Below are 19,642 nucleotides of genomic sequence, written 5' to 3'. Positions count from 1 at the left end.
AAACTCACCTAGATGCAAACGACTCTCTGATATAACCTTAGACATTTCTCCAAGAATATGAAACCGTCCCTCCTTTGCTTGATCCAACGCAATTTTCATAATATTTTTAGAGATTCCACCTATCTTTATATCCATCTGCATAGCTGTTATGCCTGAATCTGTTCCAGCAACCTTGAAATCCATATCTCCAATATGGTCTTCGTCCCCTGATATATCAGAAAGAACGACAAACTGATCTCCCTCCTTGATGAGTCCCATAGCAATCCCTGCTACTGGCTTTAATATTGGCACTCCAGCATCCATAAGAGCCAATGAGGATCCACAAACCGTCGCCATTGAAGAAGACCCGTTTGACTCAGTGATTTCAGAAACTATCCGCAATGTATAAGGAAATTGCTCGGACTTTGGTAAAACGGGATGAATAGCACGACGAGCCAATCTTCCATGACCAACTTCCCGACGACTCGGAGCCCCCATACGACCAATCTCACCAACAGAAAAGGGGGAAAAATTATAATGCAACATAAAATCGTTTTTCTGCGTCCCAGACAAAGAATCAACATATTGCTCATCTTCTCTTGTCCCTAAGGTCGCAACAACCACCGCCTGAGTTTGACCTCGGGAAAACAATGCAGAACCATGTGTGCGTTGTAAAATACCGATCTGAGATTCTATATCACGAACCGTTACAAGATCACGCCCATCAATGCGACTTTTCTTTTTAAGAATATTTTCTCGAATGATCTTAGCTTGCAAACCATCAAAGATAGCATCAATCTTTTCGCTCCCCCAATCCTCCAAAGAAGAATCGGCAGCGATTTTTTCTTTTAAATCATCAATCAATTTGCAACGCGTAGACTTTTCGGCAACACAACAAGCATCCTGAAGTTCTGATCCAACCAAACGAAGAACTTCTTTTTCTGATGGCAGGGATTCCTTGGCGCCCAGAAACAATGGCTCTTTTGCACACATCCCCGCAAGTTTGGAAATAGCATCAATAACACACTGATATCCATCATGTCCAAACATAACAGCATCAAGAACAATTTCTTCTGATAATTGATTTGCTTCCAATTCAACCATGAGAACCGCATCTTTTGTACCGGAAACAAAAAGATCAAGGGAACCCTTCTCTACCTCACCTAAACAAGGATTCAAAACATACTCATCATTTACATAACCAATTTTTACACCTGCAGAAGGCCCCGCAAATGGCAATCCCGACAACATCAATGCAGCTGAAACTGCTATCATGCTAACGACATGCGGATCATTTTCCAGATCATGTTGCATAACGGTAACGATGACTTGAGTTTCATTTTTATAATACTTGTGGAATAAAGGCCTGATGGACCGATCAATCATACGAGAAACCAAGACTTCATTTTCGGTCGGGCGTGACTCACGCCTCAAATACCCACCTGGAATTTTACCAACAGCATAAGTTTTTTCTTGATAGTTGACAGTTAAAGGAAAAAAATCTTGTTTTTCCTTGGAATCCTTCGCCGAAACGACGGTAGCTAAAACCACTGTTTCCCCATAAGTAGCCAGAACAGCACCATCAGCCTGCCGAGCGATTCTACCTGTCTCCAGCTTAAGTGGACGCCCAGCCCAATCAATCTCAACTGTATGAACATTGAACATATTGCATATCCTTAAAAAACACAGAAGGCGGCACCATAAGAACCACCCAATGGCACGCGTTTGCACAAACCACGCACACTCAAGACAACTCAATTTCTTAAACGATATTCTTTCACTACCCACCTCTCAAAGGGAGATCCATTGCGCCACACAAAATGATTTAAAACTGACGCAAAAGCAGCAAAAATTTAACCGAAAAATCAATCTTTTTTGTACTGAAGAAAAACCAAAAAGTACAAAACACAAAATTTACCGGCGAAGTCCTAAACTGCTAACCAGTTTCTTATATCTCTGCTCATCTTTCCTTTCAAGATATTTCAAAAGAGAATTTCTCAAGGAAATCAATCTATTAAGCCCTCTCTTGGAGTTTACATCCTTCCGAGCATTCTTAAAGTGAGCAGTAAGATTTGATATTCGTTCTGTACAAATCGAAATTTGTACTTCCGGAGAACCAGTATCTTCCTCTCCCCTAGCATAATCTTTCATAATCTGCCTTTTACGCTCTAAAGTGATTGACATAAATACCCTTTCTCAAATACCAAAAGACGACATATTAAAACCCCACCTCACCTCTAGGTGAAATACAGAATTCTGATCACAATACACAACTTCCTAGACTCTATACTTCCTTTCCACAAAGAATGGAAGAGCCCTCAAAACTCCTTATCTAAAATCGTTTTCATCAACTTTTAAATCTTTTTCTACTTTCGGCGAACGCATCAATGCATCAATTTTCCAATAATTCTGCAACGATGTATCATATCGAAATCGAATCTCCGGTATATACTTCAAGTTTCTAAGAGATCGACTAATACGTCCCCGAATAAATTTACTATTATAATTCAGAGCAGAAATAACATTATCAGAAGAAATATCCGCAGGCAAAGAAATATACGCTGTCGCGATCTTTAGATCTGCCGACATACAAACCTCTGAAACAGATATAACATCTCTACTAATCAAGTCATCCTGAAACTCATCATTCAAGATAACCCACATAAGAGCGGAACGAACTTCCTCTCCAACGCGCAGCGCACGCCGTGTGGGCTCTAAATTTCTATGCTTCATAGCAAAGATCCCTGAAAACAAAAAAACCATCCTCAAAAAAACAAATCAAAGCGAACGCTTTATATGCTCTACCCTAAAGCATTCAACAACGTCATCTACTTGTATAGCATCATATTTCTCAAAAGCCATGCCACATTCTTGTCCCATATGAACTTCAGAAACCTCCTCCTTAAAACGCTTCAGCGTTTTAAGGATGCCCTCGTGTATAACAATACCATCTCGAATAAGACGCACGCCAGAACCACGCTCCACCTTACCTTCTGATATCATACAACCAGCTACTTTACCCAACTTAGTAACAGTAAAAACTTCTAAAACCTTAGCATTACCAAGAAATGTTTCGCGCACCTCCGGCGATAAAAGACCTGACATAAATCCTTTGACATCATCAATGAGATCATAAATGACATTATAATAGAGGATTTTTATACCATCTTTTTCGGAAAGTGCTCGCGCTTGAGAACTCGCCCGAACATTAAACCCAAAAATCACAGCATTAGAAGCTTTAGCCAACGATACATCCGTCTCGTTGATCGCCCCAGCACCAGAATGCATCACAGAAGCACGAACCTCGTCGCTTTTCAAATCATCTAAGGCATTAACAATAGCCTCAACAGAACCCTGCACATCAGCTTTTATTATAACAGGAAAATCTTTTATCGCAGATGACGCATAAACATTACTTACAAGAGATTCTAAAGACCCCCGCGATCCTAATTGACGCGCCATAGACTTATCTCTTGTCAGGCGCTTTCTATACTGAGAAATCTCTCGTGCCCGACTCTCGCTATCAACAACACCAAATTTATCTCCCGCCATCGGCATTCCCTGAAGACCAAGAACCTCAATAGGCATAGATGGCAACGCCTCCGTAACGCTTTTTCCCTTATCATTAAACAAGGCTCGCACTCGCCCCCACTGATCGCCAACAACCAGTATCTGACCTATTCGCAACGTTCCCTTTTGCACCAAAACAGTTACTACCGGACCTCGCCCTCGATCAAGCCGTGCCTCAATCACAGAACCTTCAGCTTTACGATTAACAATAACTTTAAGGTCAAGAATCTCAGCCTGCAAAAGAATCGCATCTAGCAATTTATCCAAATGGAGATGTTTCTTGGCAGAAATCTCGACATCCAGAATATCGCCTCCCATACTTTCAACAAACACGTCATGGCTTAATAATTCTGTCCGAACCTTTTGAGCATCAGAGCTTGATTTATCAATTTTATTAAGAGCAACGATAATCGAAACACCCGCAGACTTAGCATGGCTTATAGATTCAATTGCTTGTGGCATCACCCTCTCATCTGCTGCCAAAACAAGGACAGCAACATCTGTGATCTGGGCACCACGAGCACGCATTCTGGAAAAAACAACATGCCCCGGAGTATCAATAAAAGTAATCTTTTTCCCTTTATAATCTACCTGATATGCCCCTATGTGTTGGGTTATACCACCGGCTTCTTTTTTTACAACAGCAGCCTTGCGCACAGCATCAAGCAACGACGTCTTTCCGTGATCCACATGCCCCATAACTGTCACAACAGGCGGACGAATCTGCAAGTCACTTTCATTTTCTACAACATCAAAAATACCTAGCTCGACATCAGAATCTAATACACGCTTTACAACATGTCCAAATTCAGTCGCTATTATTTCAGAAAGATCAGCATCAATAACGTCCCCGGGCTTCATCATCTGCCCTTCTTTCATCAGAAATTTTATCACATCCGATGAACGCTCTGACATACGCTGCGACAACTCTTGTATAGTAATCGTTTCAGGGACAACAACATCACGAGAAATTTTCTCTCTCTGTTCTTGTTGTTGACTCTTACGAAATTTCTCCTGACGACGACGCATTGCTGAAAGAGAACGCCCCCGTACAGAAGCTCCACCTTCATCATCAAGATCAACAGTCGCAATCTTGGGTTTCCTGTTTCTTTTTTCTTCATCTCCATCTTTACTGCGAGACGGAGATTTCGGCGAAATAACTTGCGAACTTTTTCCTCTTTTTCCTCGAGACTTTCCGTGCTCACCTCCTGAATCATCCGCAGATTTTCGAATCTTGCTCCGCGCGCCCACAGAATTTTTCTCTGTGTCCAAAGCATCACTTTTAAAGACAGACTGCAATTCTACAGACACTTCTGATGATCCTAAAAGATCAACTTTTTCTTCAAAAGAAGGCTTCTTTACCTCCTCTTTTATCTCCCGATCAGATCTTTCATCTCCAGCCGTTTCAGCAATATTCAAGATTTCTTCTTCAAGTCTCTTTTCGGCTTTGATCCGAGAGCTCTCAGAATCTCGCTTCTGTGCTTCAAGCAAAGCACGACGACGGCTCTCTATCTCCCCCGGAGAAAGACCACCGAAAGAAGATCCCTCTTTTGCCTGGGAAGGAAACTTCTCGGAACGCGAAGTCCTCCGCAAACCCCTCTTAATCTGCATCTGCGATGGCTCTTGAGAATTTTCAGCGGGATTTTCTACAACTCGCGAACTCTTCGCAACCACCGAAACCTTCTCATCTCCTTGACGAGAAAAACGTCTCTTACGCGTTTCAACCACAACTGATCTAGCACGAACTTGACTTACACTTTGATTCTGTCGCACAGAAGAACCGCTCAAACCCGATGTCTTAAGGGTTAAAGTTTTTTTCCCTGCAATATTCGATTTTTCATTATCTTTGTTATCGGTCATAAGATCCTAATCCCCCCCCTGTGCAGGGGAAGAAGCATAAATCAATCCAATCCATATACTTCTAATCCTACCCACAAACTCAACACATTTACGCCTATCACTCAGCATCTTTTGACGACATAACAACACTTTGAGAAAATTCTTCACAAAGATCACCACCCCTCCTTTGAAAGGGATCAGTTCGAAAAATGATTCTGCAAGAAATTCCCTACCCTCAAAAATAAAGAAATCTCCAATAAACTGAGACCATAAAACAAAAACTTCAACAAATATAGCAAGAAGAATTATCACATGACTAGACTATTGTACTATTTCATCATTCTCATTGTTATTTTCAATGAGCTCTTCTTCCTCAATCCAACCCATACGACGACGAGCCTGCAGGATCATATTACCTGCCGCCTCTTTTGAAATATCAAGATTCGATAAAAACCCTTCAAATTTCTCAGATTTACCATCCTTAGATTCACTCCAACCAAGCAAATCATCTATAGAACAACCAGCCAAATCCTCTAAGTTTTTAATTCCAGACTCTCCAAGATCCACCATAATTTTAGGAGACATTCCGGCAATTTCACGCAATTCCTCTGAAACGCCAAGTTCCTTTATCTTTTTATCTATCATTACTTCCAAATTATCAAGATAATCCCGGGCCCTTTTCTGTATCTCAGAAGCCGTTTCCTCATCAAAACCTTCAATGGAAGAAATCTCACTTAAACTAACAGAAGCCAACTCTTCAATATCAGAGAATCCCTCAGTCGCCAGAAGCTGACCTATTAATTCATCAACATCCATAGCCTGCATAAAAAATTGAGTGCGATCATTAAATTCTTTTTGACGACGCTCAGATTCTTCTGCCTCGGTCATAATATCAATCGCCCATCCCGTAAGCTGTGAGGCGAGACGAACGTTTTGCCCCCGACGACCAATCGCCAAAGAAAGCTGCTCACTTGGAACAATCACCTCAATACGCCTAGCATCCTCATCTAGGACAACCTTGGTCACAATAGCTGGCTGCAACGCATTAAAAATAAAAGTTGCCGCCTCAGGAGACCAGAGAATTATATCAATTTTTTCATCTTGCAACTCTCCAACCACCGCCTGAACACGTGAGCCGCGCATACCAACACAAGCACCAACAGGATCGATGGAAGAGTTATTAGAAAAAACTGCTATCTTTGCACGAGACCCAGGATCACGAGCCACAGACTTTACCTGAATAATTCCATCATAAATCTCTGGAACCTCTATACAAAACAACTTTACCATAAACTGTGGATGCGTACGTGATAAAAGAATCTGAGCACCTCGCTGTTCACGCCTCACATCATATATGTAGCTTCGCACACGATCCCCTTGACGAAAAACTTCTCGGGGTATCATTTCATCACGACGAATTATTCCTTCGGCACGACCTAAATTAACGATAACATTACCGTATTCAACCTGCTTAACCGTACCAGTAACGATTTCCCCTACACTATCCTTAAACTCTTCGTACTGGCGATCACGTTCCGCCTCACGAACCCTCTGAACAATCACTTGTTTCGCAGATTGAACCGCGACTCGACCAAAATCCATAGGAGGAAGAGGATCTGCAAGAATATCTCCTATAGAAATATTAGGATCACGATCACGCGCTAATTGTAATGGAATTTGCAATGAATAACTTTCAACTTCTCCCACCACTTCTAAAAGCCGATGAAGGGAAATAACACCCGTCTCTGGATCAATCTCAGCACGAATATTAGACATCGTCCCATAAAGCGAACGAGCAGCCTTCTGAATCGCCTCGGACATAGCCGAAAGGACAACACTGCGATCTATTGATTTCTCACAAGCAACAGCATCTGCAATTCGCAAAAGCTCAAGACGGTTTGCGGCAACTACCATATAAATTTTCTCCTTAATCCCTCACCAAACAGCGATTTTCACTGGCCGCCAAGGTAGAACACAGCAATTCATCCGTAACAACAAGCCTTGCCGCACGAAGAGAATCAAATAGCACCGAAATCCTCGCCTCTTCTTCTCTCTTCAGGGCAGATCCTCTCTTTTCAAGAGATAAAACCAGTATCACCAATCTCTAAAATTTTTCCAACCACCCTCTCTTTATCGCAAGAAGAAGTGGCAACTTTACATTCAACAATATGTTTCTTCCACCGTATAAAATCGGATTTACGAACCATCGGACGATCAATTCCCGGAGAAGAAACCTCTAAAGAGTAACTCCTTTCTATCATATTTTTCACATCAAGGATCGGAGATATCATTCTGGAAAAGTCCTCACAGTCTCACGCAAGGTCATAGTCCCATCATCACGCTCCACCAAAATCTGCAAGGACAAATCCTCTTTCTCCGCAAGGGAGACCTGCACAATCTTGAATCCCACCTTATCAGCTAAAGGCTCAATTAGATTAGAGATATTCTGACTTATCCCTGCATCTTCAAAAAGCCGAGGCTCTTTTTTGCCACATAAAACAATAGGCTGTCTCGCCAATAGCTACCTCACCTGCTAAAATCGCAGCTTTCAAATAATTAAAGAGCGGAAACTCCGTCCACCCCCACACACCGCAATACAACATTAACAAAATAGTATCGCTCCCGTATCTAAATTGTCAATACTCCGATACACGAGGCAACAATAACTTCTAAAAAACAAATATGCTAATTTAAAACATCTACCTATGCATTATTCCTTAAAAACATATGCTTGACAATTCATCGCAAAAAAACAAAACGAGCATATCCAAAAAAACTAAACGGCATAACAAATACAGAAGATAGAACCATTGCCAACAACGGTGACAATCCTGGATGCAATATCAACAATCCAATATAGATTGCATAATTCAAAATTGCTGAAGAAATACCAACCGTGCCATAACAAATAGCTTCAACAAAAAGACCATGACGCGACTTTTTTTTAAATGCAAAAAAACGATTGAGCTGCCAAGTCGCTAAAAGCGCCATCCCCATAGCAAATGCACGCCCCAAGAATGGATTAATTCCAAACCTAATGACAATAAAAAGCAAAAATGCATCAACTACAAAACCAATCAAACCATTGATTCCAAATATAATTATCTTTTTTACACCATATCTGTCAAAGCTTTTTTCTTGTATCATTTTTCGAAGAAAATCCATCAATACTCATATATAACATCCTCAATTTTTCCATTTTCGAATTCGCAATTGAATCAAAAATCAATCCTAATGTAAATGACACAAATGACGCAAACATCAAAATCAATGCTATAGAAAATTGTACTTTATGAAAAGAAAACTCTTCTTGATTGAAAGCACTTAAAAAAGTGACAATGAGATATATACTTATCACCCCTCCCCCCCCTCCAATCATTCCAAAAAAGGTCAAGGGACGCATTTCTTTAAAAAAAACCAAGAATTTCCATAAGACTTTTATTCCATCACTAATAGTAGCAAGTTTCGAATATGATCCCTGAGGACGCTGTCTATACTCTAAATGAAATTCTTGAAATGGAATTTTCAAAAAAGACGCGTAGACTGACATCTCTGTCTCTACCTCAAATCCATTTGATACTGCGGGGAAACTCTTGACAAATCTTTGAGAAAAAGCACGATATCCCGAAAATATATCCGTAAATCCCGTCCCAAAAATAACACGATAAAATTTATTGAAAATCGTATTGCCTAAAATATGACCATTCCTTCCAATATAATTTTCCTTATAACAACGTACTCCTACAACCATATCCACACACTCGGACACAAGAATTCTTAGTAAATCCGGAGCACATTCCGGAGGATATGTACCATCGCCATCTACCATCAAATATAAATCGGCATCAACATCGGAAAACATCCGACGCACTACATTTCCTTTGCCTTGATGCTTTTCCCAAACCACCGTAGCACCAGAACGCATAGCATTCGACGCTGTATCATCCGTTGAATTATTGTCGTACACATAAATTCGAGCCTTCGGCAAATGCAACTTGAAACCGTTCACGACATCAGCAATAGTGGTTCCCTCATTATAGCAAGGGATCAACACCGCAATATCAAATTTGTCCTCAAACATTGTTTTGATTATACCTTAATTTTATATCTATATGGTAATATATATAACCCAAATGAACGAACGTGATATTAATATTAAAGTTAGTAAGATACCTCATATGAACAAAAAAAGAATTATAGAAGCAATAATCTATCGCCCTATATTATCAAGTATTATGTACGCAACGGCAACAATCATTTTTATGATTATCTGTGCTTCTTCACATCAACCTGACTATTACCTTACAAACGATACCGACAGCACCATGCGCATTGTTCAAGTTCGCGACTGGCTTTCTGGACAAAATTGGTTCGACACGCACCAATACCGACTAGGCTTAAACGGGGGGATCCTAATGCATTGGTCCCGCTTTATAGATGCCCTTATCGGCGGTCTCATTCTGCTGTTTTCCTTATGTACACAACAACAGGAACAAGCAGAAAATATCGCTATAATGGTCTATCCTCTAATCCTCATTATACCACTAATGTTCGCGATGACCTTTGCAGGGAAAAGGATTTCTGGCGTATATGGTATGCACCTAGCCCCCATCTTAACACTAGCTTATCTCGGACTTATTCCGCATTTCTCTCCCGGATACATTGATCATCACAATTTACAACTAGTGCTAACAGCGATTATCGCAGCGATGTTTGTCGATCAAACATGGAAACCTTTAAGTTTTTTTATAGCCGGCATAGCAGTAACAACATCCATTGTCATCGGAGCAGAAACCATCCCTTTTATCATATCTGCCTATGGCATTGTATTCTTGCTGTGGATAACTAAGGGCGAAAAATTTTCTCCTGCTGCTCGTGCTTTTACACTATCACTCACAATCTTTCTTACCTTATCTTTTGTTTGTTTTATATCTCCCAAAGAATATACATCTATAACATGTGATAATTTTTCTTTCGGCATTTATTCACTCTTGATGATAAGCAACGTTGGACTCTTCACTGCAACTATATTAGCAAGAAAAAACATATCCTCGCGTATTATGGCAACTATAATTCTTGTAAGCGTCATATTAATTGCTGGATTCGTAATAGCACCACAGTGCATTGGAAATCCCATGTCCTCTCATGATCCCATGCTCAAAAAACTCTGGCTGGATCACGTCTCTGAGGCCCAATCCTTTACAGATGTCGCTCGAAACACTCCTGCATCAATCTTCTTGTTTTTTATGCCTGGTTTAGCAGGGATATTGGTGTGTTTATATCGTATAATAAAAAGAGATAATTTAACGCTACATAGCATCCTTCTAATGCTTATCCTACCTAATTGGGCAATTTCCTTAATAGAGATAAGGCAATATCCCTTTGTCAATATTCTGGTTCCTCTGGCATTCTTTCCGCTCATCAAAGCATTGCGCACAAAAAGCATACAAAATCCCCAAGAACGGATAGGTAAAATATCTTATGCTATTGCCTTATCAGCATCCACACCTATGTTTTGGGTTGTTATATATATGATACTGCAATATTTTATCGAACATCCAAATGTAAGCAAGTTCAATAATGATGTTGATTGTGTATACAGTACAAAAAGCTCCCTAGAAAGACTAGGCAAACTTTCTAATGGAGTTGTCTCCGCCAGTTCCAACATGGGACCATTTATTTTAAGACTCACAAAACATCGTGTAATCTCAGGTCCATATCATCGAAACCAAGCTGGAATGCTTGCGCAATTGCATATTGCGCTTTCCTCTCCAAATGAAGCAAAAAGGCTTTTAGAAAGTACAGGCGTTACAATCCTAGCAATCTGCCCAGATGATCCAGAGGTCAGGATGTTACAGAAAACAAATCCTGAAGGACTTTATGCTAAAATCCTAAAAAACGATCTTCCTAGTTATATTGAAGAATTCCCCGGAAACGAGAACCAAAATGTCAAATTATACCGTTTTATTCACTAAATTTTGCTTTTTTAGATAGTATATCTTGCAACCAATTCTCAAGATAACCTGTAGATTTTAATGCTGATGTATAATACCATAACTTCATTTGATCCCACTCGTTTCCTTGCAATACTTTGTTTTTCAAAGAGAAGTCACCTATTAGAAGTATTAGGAATTTATGATTTATCCTCTCAAAAACAATTCTTTGGATCCCATTGAATGTTCCATATCAGAGTTATCCGGCCGCATAAAATTTACTGTTGAATCAAATTTTTCATACGTGCGTGTACGGGGAGAAATTTCTGGATATCGGGGACCACACTCATCTGGCAACGCTTATTTTGCGCTAAAAGATGCCCGATCCAAAATTGATGCCGTAATCTGGAAAGGTACACTCAATAAAATGGAATTTACTCCTGAAGAGGGGATAGAATTTCTCGTTTCTGGAAGAGTAACAACTTTCCCAGGATCTTCTAAATATCAAATAATCGTAGAATCTCTTTCCCCCTCTGGAGTCGGCGCTCTCATGACCATTCTAGAAGAAAGAAAGGGAAAACTCCGAAAAGAAGGTCTTTTTTCTGATAAATACAAGAATCCTATCCCATTTATGCCCAAAATTATCGCGGTTATAACATCACCAACAGGAGCAGTTATTCGCGATATTTTGCAACGAATTTCTTGTAGATTTCCTCTCCGAGTTATTGTCTTTCCTGTTAAAGTGCAAGGTGAAGGCGCCTCCCAGGAAATAACGAATGCACTACGACAATTAAATTCTCTGGGCAAAAAAACCTACTGCCCCAAACCGGATACGATCATTCTTGCACGAGGCGGCGGCAGCTTGGAAGATCTATGGTGCTTTAATGATGAAATAGTTGTAAGAGCGGTAGCAGAAAGCTCTATCCCTCTCATCTCTGCTATCGGACACGAGACTGATTGGACGTTGGTTGACTACGCCGCAGACTTGCGAGCTCCCACCCCCACAGGAGCTGCTGAAATCGCCGTTCCCTTAAAATCTCATTTAACATCATCTCTCATAAGCCTTGGATCTCGGTTACAGGAAGCAATTTTGCGAGTTATAGGACATAAACTCAATAAAGTTTATTCTTTAATAAAATCTTTTCCAAGCTCTGATCAAATTATATCATGTCCTCGTTATCGTCTTGATAAGCTATCTCTTGAACTAAAACATACCTTTGAAATAAAAATTTTTCGAAAATATCAGGTCTTCAAAAACATAGCTTGCAGAATAAAATCAGACTTACCCGTAAATTACATTAAACATTGCCATCAAAACATGATTGCAAGAAAAGCATATATCGATCACCATATCGAAAAATATTTAAGAGATATTCGTTCAAAAATCCAGCAAAATAGCACAAAGATTCACATCTTACATGAAAAAACAAGCAATCGAATAACCCACCTTCACTCTTGTATACAAGAACTAATCAACCGTTCCGAATTCATGTTATTGTGCAAAGTAAAAGATTGCCGGACATTGGTTTCAACTAAAAACCGTATTCTGCTCTCACTGTCTCATAAAAACACACTCAAGCGCGGATATTCCATCATCCGAGATGGCGAAAACAACCCTATAATGAAAGCAACCAAGCTGCATGCTGGAAAAAATATAATTCTTGAATTTTTTGATGGAAGAATCAACGCCACGATAACAAACGAAAACAATCTCGATTCTTCCTCTCCACATAAACCATCCATACGGGGAAACAATCGCCCTCGAAAATCCAAGGGGAAACCTCAAGATAGCCAAGGAAGCTTATTCTGAAATAACCCATTCCCCTTTTCTCATAACAGGGATAAGACCTCCGTCTTTAGTACGACCATCTACGTCAATTTCTCCCGAACCTATCATCCAGTCAATGTGTGCTATACTTGAATTTCCTCCCCGCTCCGCGATCCAGTCGGATGATGCATGAGAAGGTTGTTTTAAACATTTAGAATAGCATTGACCAAACGCTATATGCGACGCTGAGTTTTCATCAAACAGGGTGTCGTAAAATAAAGTGTCCATTTTTGATACAAGGGAAGAATGAGGTACCAACGCCACCTCTCCAAGTCTACGCGCACCTTCATCAATGTCTAATATTCTGTTGAGCATATCCTGCCCTTTTGAGGCTTTTGCTTCAACAACACGCCCCCCTTTAAAATCCACCCTAATACCATCAATCAACATTCCTTGATATACAAGTGGCTTAGTGCTTGATACATAACCCTCAACTCTCCGAGCATGAGGAGCGGTAAAAACTTCTTCTGTTGGAATGTTCGGATTACAAGTTATCCCATTTTGTACAGGAGAAGATCCACCAGTCCACTGATTGTCATCCGCCAAACCGACAGTCAAACATGTCCCCGGACCCGTAAAACGAATTTCAGAAAAATCTTTTTTATTCAGCCATTTAGCCTTTTCATGAAGACGATTATTATGCTCTTCCCAAGCTTTTATGGGATCGTCGGAATTAGAACGAGAAACTGAAAAAATAGCTTTCGCAAGCTTTGCGATCGCAATTGGCTCAGGATCATCGGAATAGACGACCTTTGCCCATGCAGGGCTTGGATAAGGGACTATACTCCAATTGAGATCAAAATTAGAAATCTTCTCTAGTGCCGGTTTATACGCTTTCAAATACGCACGATTTACACGACTTACTTTACAAGGATCTTCATTAATCAACAACAATGGATCATCACCAGATACAGTCAGCAAAGCAGTATCACCTGAATACGCATCCGAAAGTGCTCCACAAAACCAATCTGCAACCCTATCGAATGTGTTGTCGCCACCATACTTATAACGCATAGTATTGGAAACACTATCAGTATAAAAGGTATTCACTAACCCAGCTCCAAGCAAATAAGCATGTTTAGTTATCAACCTCGTAAAAGGCAATGCGACAACCGGCGCCATTACTATAAGATTTTGCCCTTCTCTAATACGCAAACCAACCTGCAATGAAACTTTTGCTAGCTTTTCTAAAAGAACCATATCAATATGCGGAACTGAAGAAACGACACTATCCATAAAAAATCCCCTTTCGCCTATAACAAAGGGATCCCTCTTCCCCTAATGGAAAAATTTTTACATTAAATTTACCATAATTTCAAATACAATCTCTGGTATTTTTTTGTTCGCATCTCAAAATCCCAAAAGCAACTACAGTAAACACCTTCCCTTAATAAATTATTCGGTGTATTGATTTTTTATGTGTACTTTACAAAAAAGGTTTTGCTGGAAAATTTCCCTAGAATGAATACCCTATACGGATATTACCTCCAGAATCTGAACCAGAAAACAATTCAGGAAATTGGGTATATACTGTATATGAAAATTCTACGAAAATTTTTTACTGTAGGGATAGCCGTTTCGGGTAGTCGTATTCTTGGTTTTATACGAGAAACCTTTATGGCTTCGACTCTTGGAATAGGTTTTATAGCAGATGCTTTTTACATAGCATTTCGTTTTCCTAACCTCTTTCGTCGACTGCTCGCAGAAGGCATCCTCCATACTTCTTTTATTCCTCTTTTTTCTGAAGAAACAAAAAAAAATGGAGCTGATAGTGCCCAACGTCTCTCCTCAGAGATTCTCAGCGTTTTATTCTGGATGCTTTTAATACTGACTGTTGTCATAGAGCTTACAATGCCTCTCCTCGTCCGTTTTGTGTTGGCTCCTGGATTTTATCATATTAATGCAGCCGAATACTCCCTGGTAGTAAAACTATCCACCATAATGTTCCCTTATCTCATGTGTATGTCCCTCACGGCTCTAATGAGCGGCATGTTGTTTTCTTTGGGATACTATTTTATAGCATCTATTTCCCCAATTTTTCTCAATATCGTACTGATTTTTGTCATGATTTATGCAACATTAAATCAGTATAGTGCACAAGACGCGGCATATCTTCTTTCTTGGGGTGTCCTTTTATCTGGCATAATCCAATTTTCCGTCGTATATTTTTTTGTGAAAAATACTGGAATTAAAATTCTCCTTCAATATCCACACATAACTGACAATGTTAAAAAGTTTTTAAAAATAACTTTACCTATTGTTTTTACGGGAGGAATAGTCCAAATAAATCAAACCGTAGGACAAGCCATTGCTTCAGGAAAGGAAGGAACTATTTCCTCTCTTCAATATGCCGAGCGCATATACCAACTACCACTTGGAGTCATTGGATCTGCTATTGGAATTATACTACTCCCAGAACTATCTCGTCTCTTTAAAGAAGGAAATAGAAAGAAAATCTTCCTTATTCAAAATCGGACAATTGAATTTATCTGTTTCTTTACTATCCCTATTGTTTTCGCGCTGTGCACACTTTCAGAAGAAATCATCCGTGTTCTTTACGAGCGCGGAGCTTTTACACAAGAAAATACCACTATCGTTTCTACTATCATATCGATTTACAGTTTAGGGATTCCAGGGTTTATTCTCACAAAAGCCTTGCAGCCGGAATTTTATGCTAGAAAAGATACAAAAACACCCATGAAATTCACTTTGATATCCGCTCTTGTAAACCTTGGACTTGCAATTATATTGTTTCCGTTCATTGGCGGATATGGAATTGCTTATGCCGAAATTATAGCCGGATGGCTTAATACAATTTGCTTGGCAACCAATTTATTGAAACGCAAGAAAATTCTTTTGTCATCGAAAACCATCTATCATGTTCTAAGCTTCCTTGCTTCTTCGGGGATCATGTGGATTGCTATCATGTTTCTCAAATCCTATTTTTCCACCCTTATCGTTCCAGGAGAACCATTCATAAATAAATTCAAAGCTCTAACCATCATACTCTTAAGCGGAGCGCTTATTTATTTCGTTTCAACAATCCTCTTTGTTGGAAAAAATTTTTTAAAATTGTTGAAATAAATTCGGAAGAAGCTAGTTTGAAAAATGGTTTTTATTAAAAAAAAACCAGAATTGACCTTGTAAAGATCAAGTCGTTTTCTTTGTAAACACAAGGATATTTGGAGTCTTAAAATGAACTCACCACAAACACTTGTATTTTCTGGAGTCCAACCAACCGGGGAGTTGCATTTGGGTAATTACTTGGGTGTAATACGCAGGTTTGCGGAGCTACAAAAATCTTACAAGTGCATGTATTGCATCGCAGATTTACACGCTATCACCAATGGAATGTTTCTAGATGACCTGCATGATAAAATTCGCTTGGTTGCCGCTACTTTTTTAGCAATAGGCATCGATCCAAAAAAACAAATTATATTCAAACAATCTTCAGTCCCCCAACATAGCGAGCTTGCATGGATTTTTAATTGCATCGTTTCTATGGGATGGATGAATCGTATGACACAATTCAAGGATAAGGCTGGAATAAATAGCGAAAAAATCTCCCTTGGTCTTTATGCTTATCCTACTTTAATGGCGGCTGATATACTCCTATATGGCACCACACTCGTTCCTGTAGGCGACGATCAGAAACAACACATTGAACTAACTCGCAATATAGCCCAGAAATTTAATTCCGAATTTGCCGATAGAATAGAAAAACTAGGACATGATGCTAAAATTGAACTTGATGGGCAATTAGTCCCCTTTGCTTTCCCCATTGTTGAAGGTTTAATTGATAATTCCGCACCGCGTATCATGTCTCTGAGAAATGCTTCTAAGAAGATGTCCAAATCTGATGTTTCCGATTTATCTCGTATTAATTTGCTTGATAATGCAGATAGTGTTGCAAAAAAAATCCAAAAGGCTAAAACCGATTCCGATGTCCTACCTTTCCAGATTGAAGAACTAACAACTCGCCCTGAAGCAAATAATCTTGTAGGAATACTTGCTTCTCTTGAAAGAAAAGAAAAGAAAGACATCCTGAAGGTATTTGGAGGACAACCTTTCTCTAAATTCAAACCAACTCTCATTGATGCGATTGTATCCGAAATTACACCAATATCTACAGAGATCCGTAGATATTTGCGGGATCCCTCCTATGTTGACCACATTCTACACGAGGGAGCTATCCATGCCCGCAGTCGTGCTCAGAAAACCATGGATTGTGTCCATAAAATTATTGGCTTATCTCCTGCAAAAAACAGATCTCAATAAAATAATCTGACTACACCCATAAGAGTTGAAAAATAATATCAAGCGAAAAACCTCGTATATACTTTCCTATTTCGTTCAATATGTTTTCAGAAATGATTATATAGATTAAAATTTAAAATATTTATGATATCAATCAACCTATGAATTCTAACGCCTCTATCTATCAACCTGTCGTTCTATATTTAACAAGGAATTTCACAAATCTTTATCCTTTTATGCATTTTAAAAAACTATTATTGATTATCTTCAATAGAGCTATTACGTTCCACTATGTTGTTGTTCTAAAATTCCTCTGTCTTTCATCCGAAACGCACGTGAGTTCAAGCATTGTCAGTTTATACTTATCCTCATCCAGAAGAGCTTAATGGCTTCATTCAAGAATATAATATAGGAAAACTCAATTCTTATGATGCTATACTTGAGGGAACAGAGAATTCTAACTTTATCATTAAAACCTCTAAAGGAATCTTCATACTAACTTTATATGAGAAGCGTGTCATGGAAAATGACTTGCCTTTCTTTCTTGGTTTAATGAGTCATGCTTCTTCTAATGGATTGAAATGCCCTCAACCCCTTCCCAGAAATGATGGGAAGATTTATGGCTCTCTCTCTGGATGTCCTGCAAGCATTTTTTCTTATATTGAAGGTAATTCTTTATATGATCCTTCCCCAAAACAGTGTGAAGAAGTTGGTTGCATGCTGTCTCTCATGCATCAAAAAACCAAAAATTTTAAACCTCACAGAAAAAATAGTTTATCTCTCCCTGATTGGAAAATTTTATGGGGAAAATGTCGCCCATCTAATATCGATAAGGATTATAAAAAAGAGATAGATTTTGAATTGAGTTTTCTTGAAGAGGTTTGGCCAAAAAAATTGCTTAAAGGAATTATTCATGCTGATTTGTTTCCAGATAATGTACGCTTTTACAAAAATCACATCATAGGGTTGATTGATTTTTATTTCGCATGCAATGATTTTCTCGCATACGATCTATCTATTTGTATCAATGCTTGGTGTTTCGAAAAAGATTATTCCTATAACGCAATTAAAGCGAATTCTCTATTAAAGGGATATAATACAATACGGGAGATCTCAAAAGATGAAATGCAATCTCTTCCTATTCTCTTGCGAGGAGCAGCCTTGTGTTTTTTCTTAATGCGACTTCACGACAGTCAAAACATCCAATATGGTCCTTTAACAACCAAAAAGGATCCAGCAGAATACCTCTGTAAGTTTCGCTTCCATAAAACAATATCCTCTATATCACAATATGGGTTTTGAAGATTTGAAACATGTTAAAGCATATACCGATGGAGCATGTTCCGGGAATCCTGGTCCGGGAGGATGGGCAGTATTATTACGATATGAAGGAACAGAAAAAAAACTGTCCGGCGGAGAACAAGAATCCACAAATAACCGAATGGAATTAATGGCTGCAATTGCAGCTCTCACTTCTCTTAAGTATCCATGTAAAGTTGACTTGTATACAGATAGCACATACGTCCATAAAGGATTATCACAATGGGTCAAAACATGGGAAAAAAATGGTTGGCGTACCACTGGAAACGAACTTGTAAAAAATGTAGAACTCTGGAAAAAACTCTTGAAAGCTAAAAAAATACATGAAGTTACTCTACATTGGATAAAAGGACATTCCGGACATCGAGAGAATGAAATAGTTGATGCAATGGCACGAAACGCTGTAGCTGCTTTCAGAAAAAACAACAAGAACCCATTGTAGGCATCCTAAAAGAAAAATGTTTTTATCCTTTTTATATATGTTCAAGAATAGCTAAAAGTATACGAAATATTCCCCGTCTAACCTGTAGGTGCTCCATAGCTTCACTAAGATACAAATACCTTTAGAGAACTTTTTCCAAGAAACTCTATTGGAAAAGCAGATTACTTAAAGCTTGCATAATCCTAGGAAAATAAAACCATAATGCCTCATAAAAATGATTTTATATTCAAACAGATATAGCAAGAAAATTATTGTATCTCCCTATGATACAAAAACCCAATCACCTTGTTAAATCCTTTCCATAAAAGAGACTTAACTAAAAATGCAGCGTAATCACAAAAATGGCAATATCTTAAAATCTCATAGGTATAAGGAAAATATTCCAATATATGTTTTCCTAAAACATTGATATCCCTTTTTGGAATACTACATTGATCGCAGCATATCGTCGAGAGTGATGTAAGTCACGTCGTG

Annotated in this window: 18 protein-coding genes; 6 read left to right on the top strand and 12 right to left on the bottom strand. The window is 39.0% G+C overall.

The features are described from left to right. The 11 genes from pnp to H0G72_RS03945 all read right to left on the bottom strand — a co-directional run. Positions 1-1,644 (bottom strand): polyribonucleotide nucleotidyltransferase (pnp, locus tag H0G72_RS03985; RefSeq protein WP_182017493.1); only part of this gene is annotated, 1,644 nt, incomplete at its 3' end. A gap of 249 nt (positions 1,645-1,893) precedes the next feature. Then, positions 1,894-2,163 carry a 30S ribosomal protein S15 gene (gene rpsO, locus H0G72_RS03980; protein WP_182017492.1) on the bottom strand — a complete coding sequence of 90 codons (270 nt, stop codon included), beginning with the start codon at positions 2,161-2,163 and terminating at the stop codon, positions 1,894-1,896. 144 nt (positions 2,164-2,307) lie between these two features. After that, entirely contained in the window at positions 2,308-2,712 is a 405-nt protein-coding gene (gene rbfA, locus H0G72_RS03975) for a 30S ribosome-binding factor RbfA (protein WP_182017491.1), read from the bottom strand. Positions 2,713-2,757: 45 nt separating this feature from the next. Then, positions 2,758-5,409, bottom strand: coding sequence for a translation initiation factor IF-2 (gene infB, locus H0G72_RS03970; RefSeq protein WP_182017490.1), 2,652 nt, complete (start codon positions 5,407-5,409; stop codon positions 2,758-2,760). A 6-nt stretch (positions 5,410-5,415) separates the two neighbouring features. Continuing rightward, on the bottom strand, positions 5,416-5,556 hold the full coding sequence (locus tag H0G72_RS03965; protein ID WP_182017489.1) for a hypothetical protein: 141 nt from the start codon (positions 5,554-5,556) through the stop codon (positions 5,416-5,418). Positions 5,557-5,709: 153 nt separating this feature from the next. Then, a complete protein-coding gene (gene nusA / locus H0G72_RS03960; RefSeq protein ID WP_182017488.1) occupies positions 5,710-7,302 on the bottom strand; it encodes a transcription termination factor NusA in 1,593 nt (530 codons plus the stop codon). 13 nt (positions 7,303-7,315) lie between these two features. After that, positions 7,316-7,486, bottom strand: coding sequence for a hypothetical protein (locus H0G72_RS06260; protein WP_259345129.1), 171 nt, complete (start codon positions 7,484-7,486; stop codon positions 7,316-7,318). Continuing rightward, positions 7,464-7,679: an LSm family protein gene (locus tag H0G72_RS06255; protein ID WP_259345128.1), complete on the bottom strand. Its 216-nt coding sequence runs from the start codon at positions 7,677-7,679 to the stop codon at positions 7,464-7,466. Before H0G72_RS06255 ends, H0G72_RS06260 begins: the two co-directional genes overlap by 23 nt. After that, positions 7,676-7,906 carry a hypothetical protein gene (locus tag H0G72_RS06250; RefSeq protein WP_259345127.1) on the bottom strand — a complete coding sequence of 77 codons (231 nt, stop codon included), beginning with the start codon at positions 7,904-7,906 and terminating at the stop codon, positions 7,676-7,678. The genes H0G72_RS06255 and H0G72_RS06250 overlap by 4 nt, the downstream gene beginning before the upstream one ends. 221 nt (positions 7,907-8,127) lie before the next feature. Then, positions 8,128-8,535, bottom strand: coding sequence for a GtrA family protein (locus H0G72_RS03950; RefSeq protein WP_182017487.1), 408 nt, complete (start codon positions 8,533-8,535; stop codon positions 8,128-8,130). Then, complete coding sequence (locus H0G72_RS03945; RefSeq protein ID WP_182017486.1) at positions 8,513-9,469, bottom strand: glycosyltransferase; 957 nt, start codon at positions 9,467-9,469, stop codon at positions 8,513-8,515. The genes H0G72_RS03950 and H0G72_RS03945 overlap by 23 nt, the downstream gene beginning before the upstream one ends. A 97-nt stretch (positions 9,470-9,566) precedes the next feature. Between H0G72_RS03945 and H0G72_RS03940 the strand changes: the two genes are divergently transcribed. Both H0G72_RS03940 and xseA read left to right on the top strand, forming a co-directional pair. Then, the gene (locus H0G72_RS03940; RefSeq protein ID WP_182017485.1) at positions 9,567-11,363 is read left to right on the top strand and encodes a hypothetical protein; all 1,797 of its coding nucleotides are present in this window, start codon (positions 9,567-9,569) and stop codon (positions 11,361-11,363) included. Between the two features lie 160 nt (positions 11,364-11,523). Continuing rightward, positions 11,524-13,131, top strand: a complete 1,608-nt coding sequence (gene xseA / locus H0G72_RS03935) for an exodeoxyribonuclease VII large subunit (RefSeq protein ID WP_182017484.1) — start codon at positions 11,524-11,526, stop codon at positions 13,129-13,131. Here xseA and H0G72_RS03930 read toward each other — a convergent pair. Continuing rightward, positions 13,123-14,385 (bottom strand): aminopeptidase, encoded by a 1,263-nt coding sequence (locus H0G72_RS03930; protein ID WP_182017483.1) that lies wholly within the window; start codon positions 14,383-14,385, stop codon positions 13,123-13,125. The two genes, xseA and H0G72_RS03930, sit on opposite strands and share 9 nt — an antisense overlap. A 300-nt stretch (positions 14,386-14,685) precedes the next feature. On the opposite strand from H0G72_RS03930, the gene murJ reads away from it, so the two are divergent. The 4 genes from murJ to rnhA all read left to right on the top strand — a co-directional run bounded on the left by murJ (position 14,686) and on the right by rnhA (position 19,168). Then, positions 14,686-16,233 carry a murein biosynthesis integral membrane protein MurJ gene (murJ, locus tag H0G72_RS03925; RefSeq protein ID WP_182017482.1) on the top strand — a complete coding sequence of 516 codons (1,548 nt, stop codon included), beginning with the start codon at positions 14,686-14,688 and terminating at the stop codon, positions 16,231-16,233. A gap of 111 nt (positions 16,234-16,344) precedes the next feature. Continuing rightward, positions 16,345-17,427 carry a tryptophan--tRNA ligase gene (gene trpS, locus H0G72_RS03920; RefSeq protein WP_182017481.1) on the top strand — a complete coding sequence of 361 codons (1,083 nt, stop codon included), beginning with the start codon at positions 16,345-16,347 and terminating at the stop codon, positions 17,425-17,427. A 327-nt stretch (positions 17,428-17,754) separates the two neighbouring features. Further along, on the top strand, positions 17,755-18,708 hold the full coding sequence (locus H0G72_RS03915; protein ID WP_182017480.1) for a homoserine kinase: 954 nt from the start codon (positions 17,755-17,757) through the stop codon (positions 18,706-18,708). Between the two features lie 4 nt (positions 18,709-18,712). Next, positions 18,713-19,168, top strand: coding sequence for a ribonuclease HI (rnhA, locus tag H0G72_RS03910; protein WP_182017479.1), 456 nt, complete (start codon positions 18,713-18,715; stop codon positions 19,166-19,168). Positions 19,169-19,642 lie beyond the last annotated feature (474 nt).

The sequence above is a fragment of the Candidatus Liberibacter sp. genome (assembly GCF_014048425.1).
Classification (GTDB): domain Bacteria; phylum Pseudomonadota; class Alphaproteobacteria; order Rhizobiales; family Rhizobiaceae; genus Liberibacter.
The sequence above is the reverse complement of the archived record's forward strand: the minus strand, read 5'-3'. Positions and strand labels throughout refer to the sequence as shown.

What these genes read in the sequence shown, in the direction of transcription:
- trpS (WP_182017481.1), top strand. Translation starts at nt 16,345, where the DNA reads ATGAACTCACCACAAACACTTGTATTTTCTGGAGTCCAACCAACCGGG.
- H0G72_RS03930 (WP_182017483.1), bottom strand. Translation starts at nt 14,385, where the DNA reads ATGGATAGTGTCGTTTCTTCAGTTCCGCATATTGATATGGTTCTTTTA.
- rbfA (WP_182017491.1), bottom strand. Translation starts at nt 2,712, where the DNA reads ATGAAGCATAGAAATTTAGAGCCCACACGGCGTGCGCTGCGCGTTGGA.
- H0G72_RS03945 (WP_182017486.1), bottom strand. Translation starts at nt 9,469, where the DNA reads ATGTTTGAGGACAAATTTGATATTGCGGTGTTGATCCCTTGCTATAAT.
- H0G72_RS03950 (WP_182017487.1), bottom strand. Translation starts at nt 8,535, where the DNA reads ATGATACAAGAAAAAAGCTTTGACAGATATGGTGTAAAAAAGATAATT.
- rpsO (WP_182017492.1), bottom strand. Translation starts at nt 2,163, where the DNA reads ATGTCAATCACTTTAGAGCGTAAAAGGCAGATTATGAAAGATTATGCT.
- infB (WP_182017490.1), bottom strand. Translation starts at nt 5,409, where the DNA reads ATGACCGATAACAAAGATAATGAAAAATCGAATATTGCAGGGAAAAAA.
- H0G72_RS06255 (WP_259345128.1), bottom strand. Translation starts at nt 7,679, where the DNA reads ATGATATCTCCGATCCTTGATGTGAAAAATATGATAGAAAGGAGTTAC.
- murJ (WP_182017482.1), top strand. Translation starts at nt 14,686, where the DNA reads ATGAAAATTCTACGAAAATTTTTTACTGTAGGGATAGCCGTTTCGGGT.
- nusA (WP_182017488.1), bottom strand. Translation starts at nt 7,302, where the DNA reads ATGGTAGTTGCCGCAAACCGTCTTGAGCTTTTGCGAATTGCAGATGCT.
- xseA (WP_182017484.1), top strand. Translation starts at nt 11,524, where the DNA reads ATGATTTATCCTCTCAAAAACAATTCTTTGGATCCCATTGAATGTTCC.
- H0G72_RS03940 (WP_182017485.1), top strand. Translation starts at nt 9,567, where the DNA reads ATGAACAAAAAAAGAATTATAGAAGCAATAATCTATCGCCCTATATTA.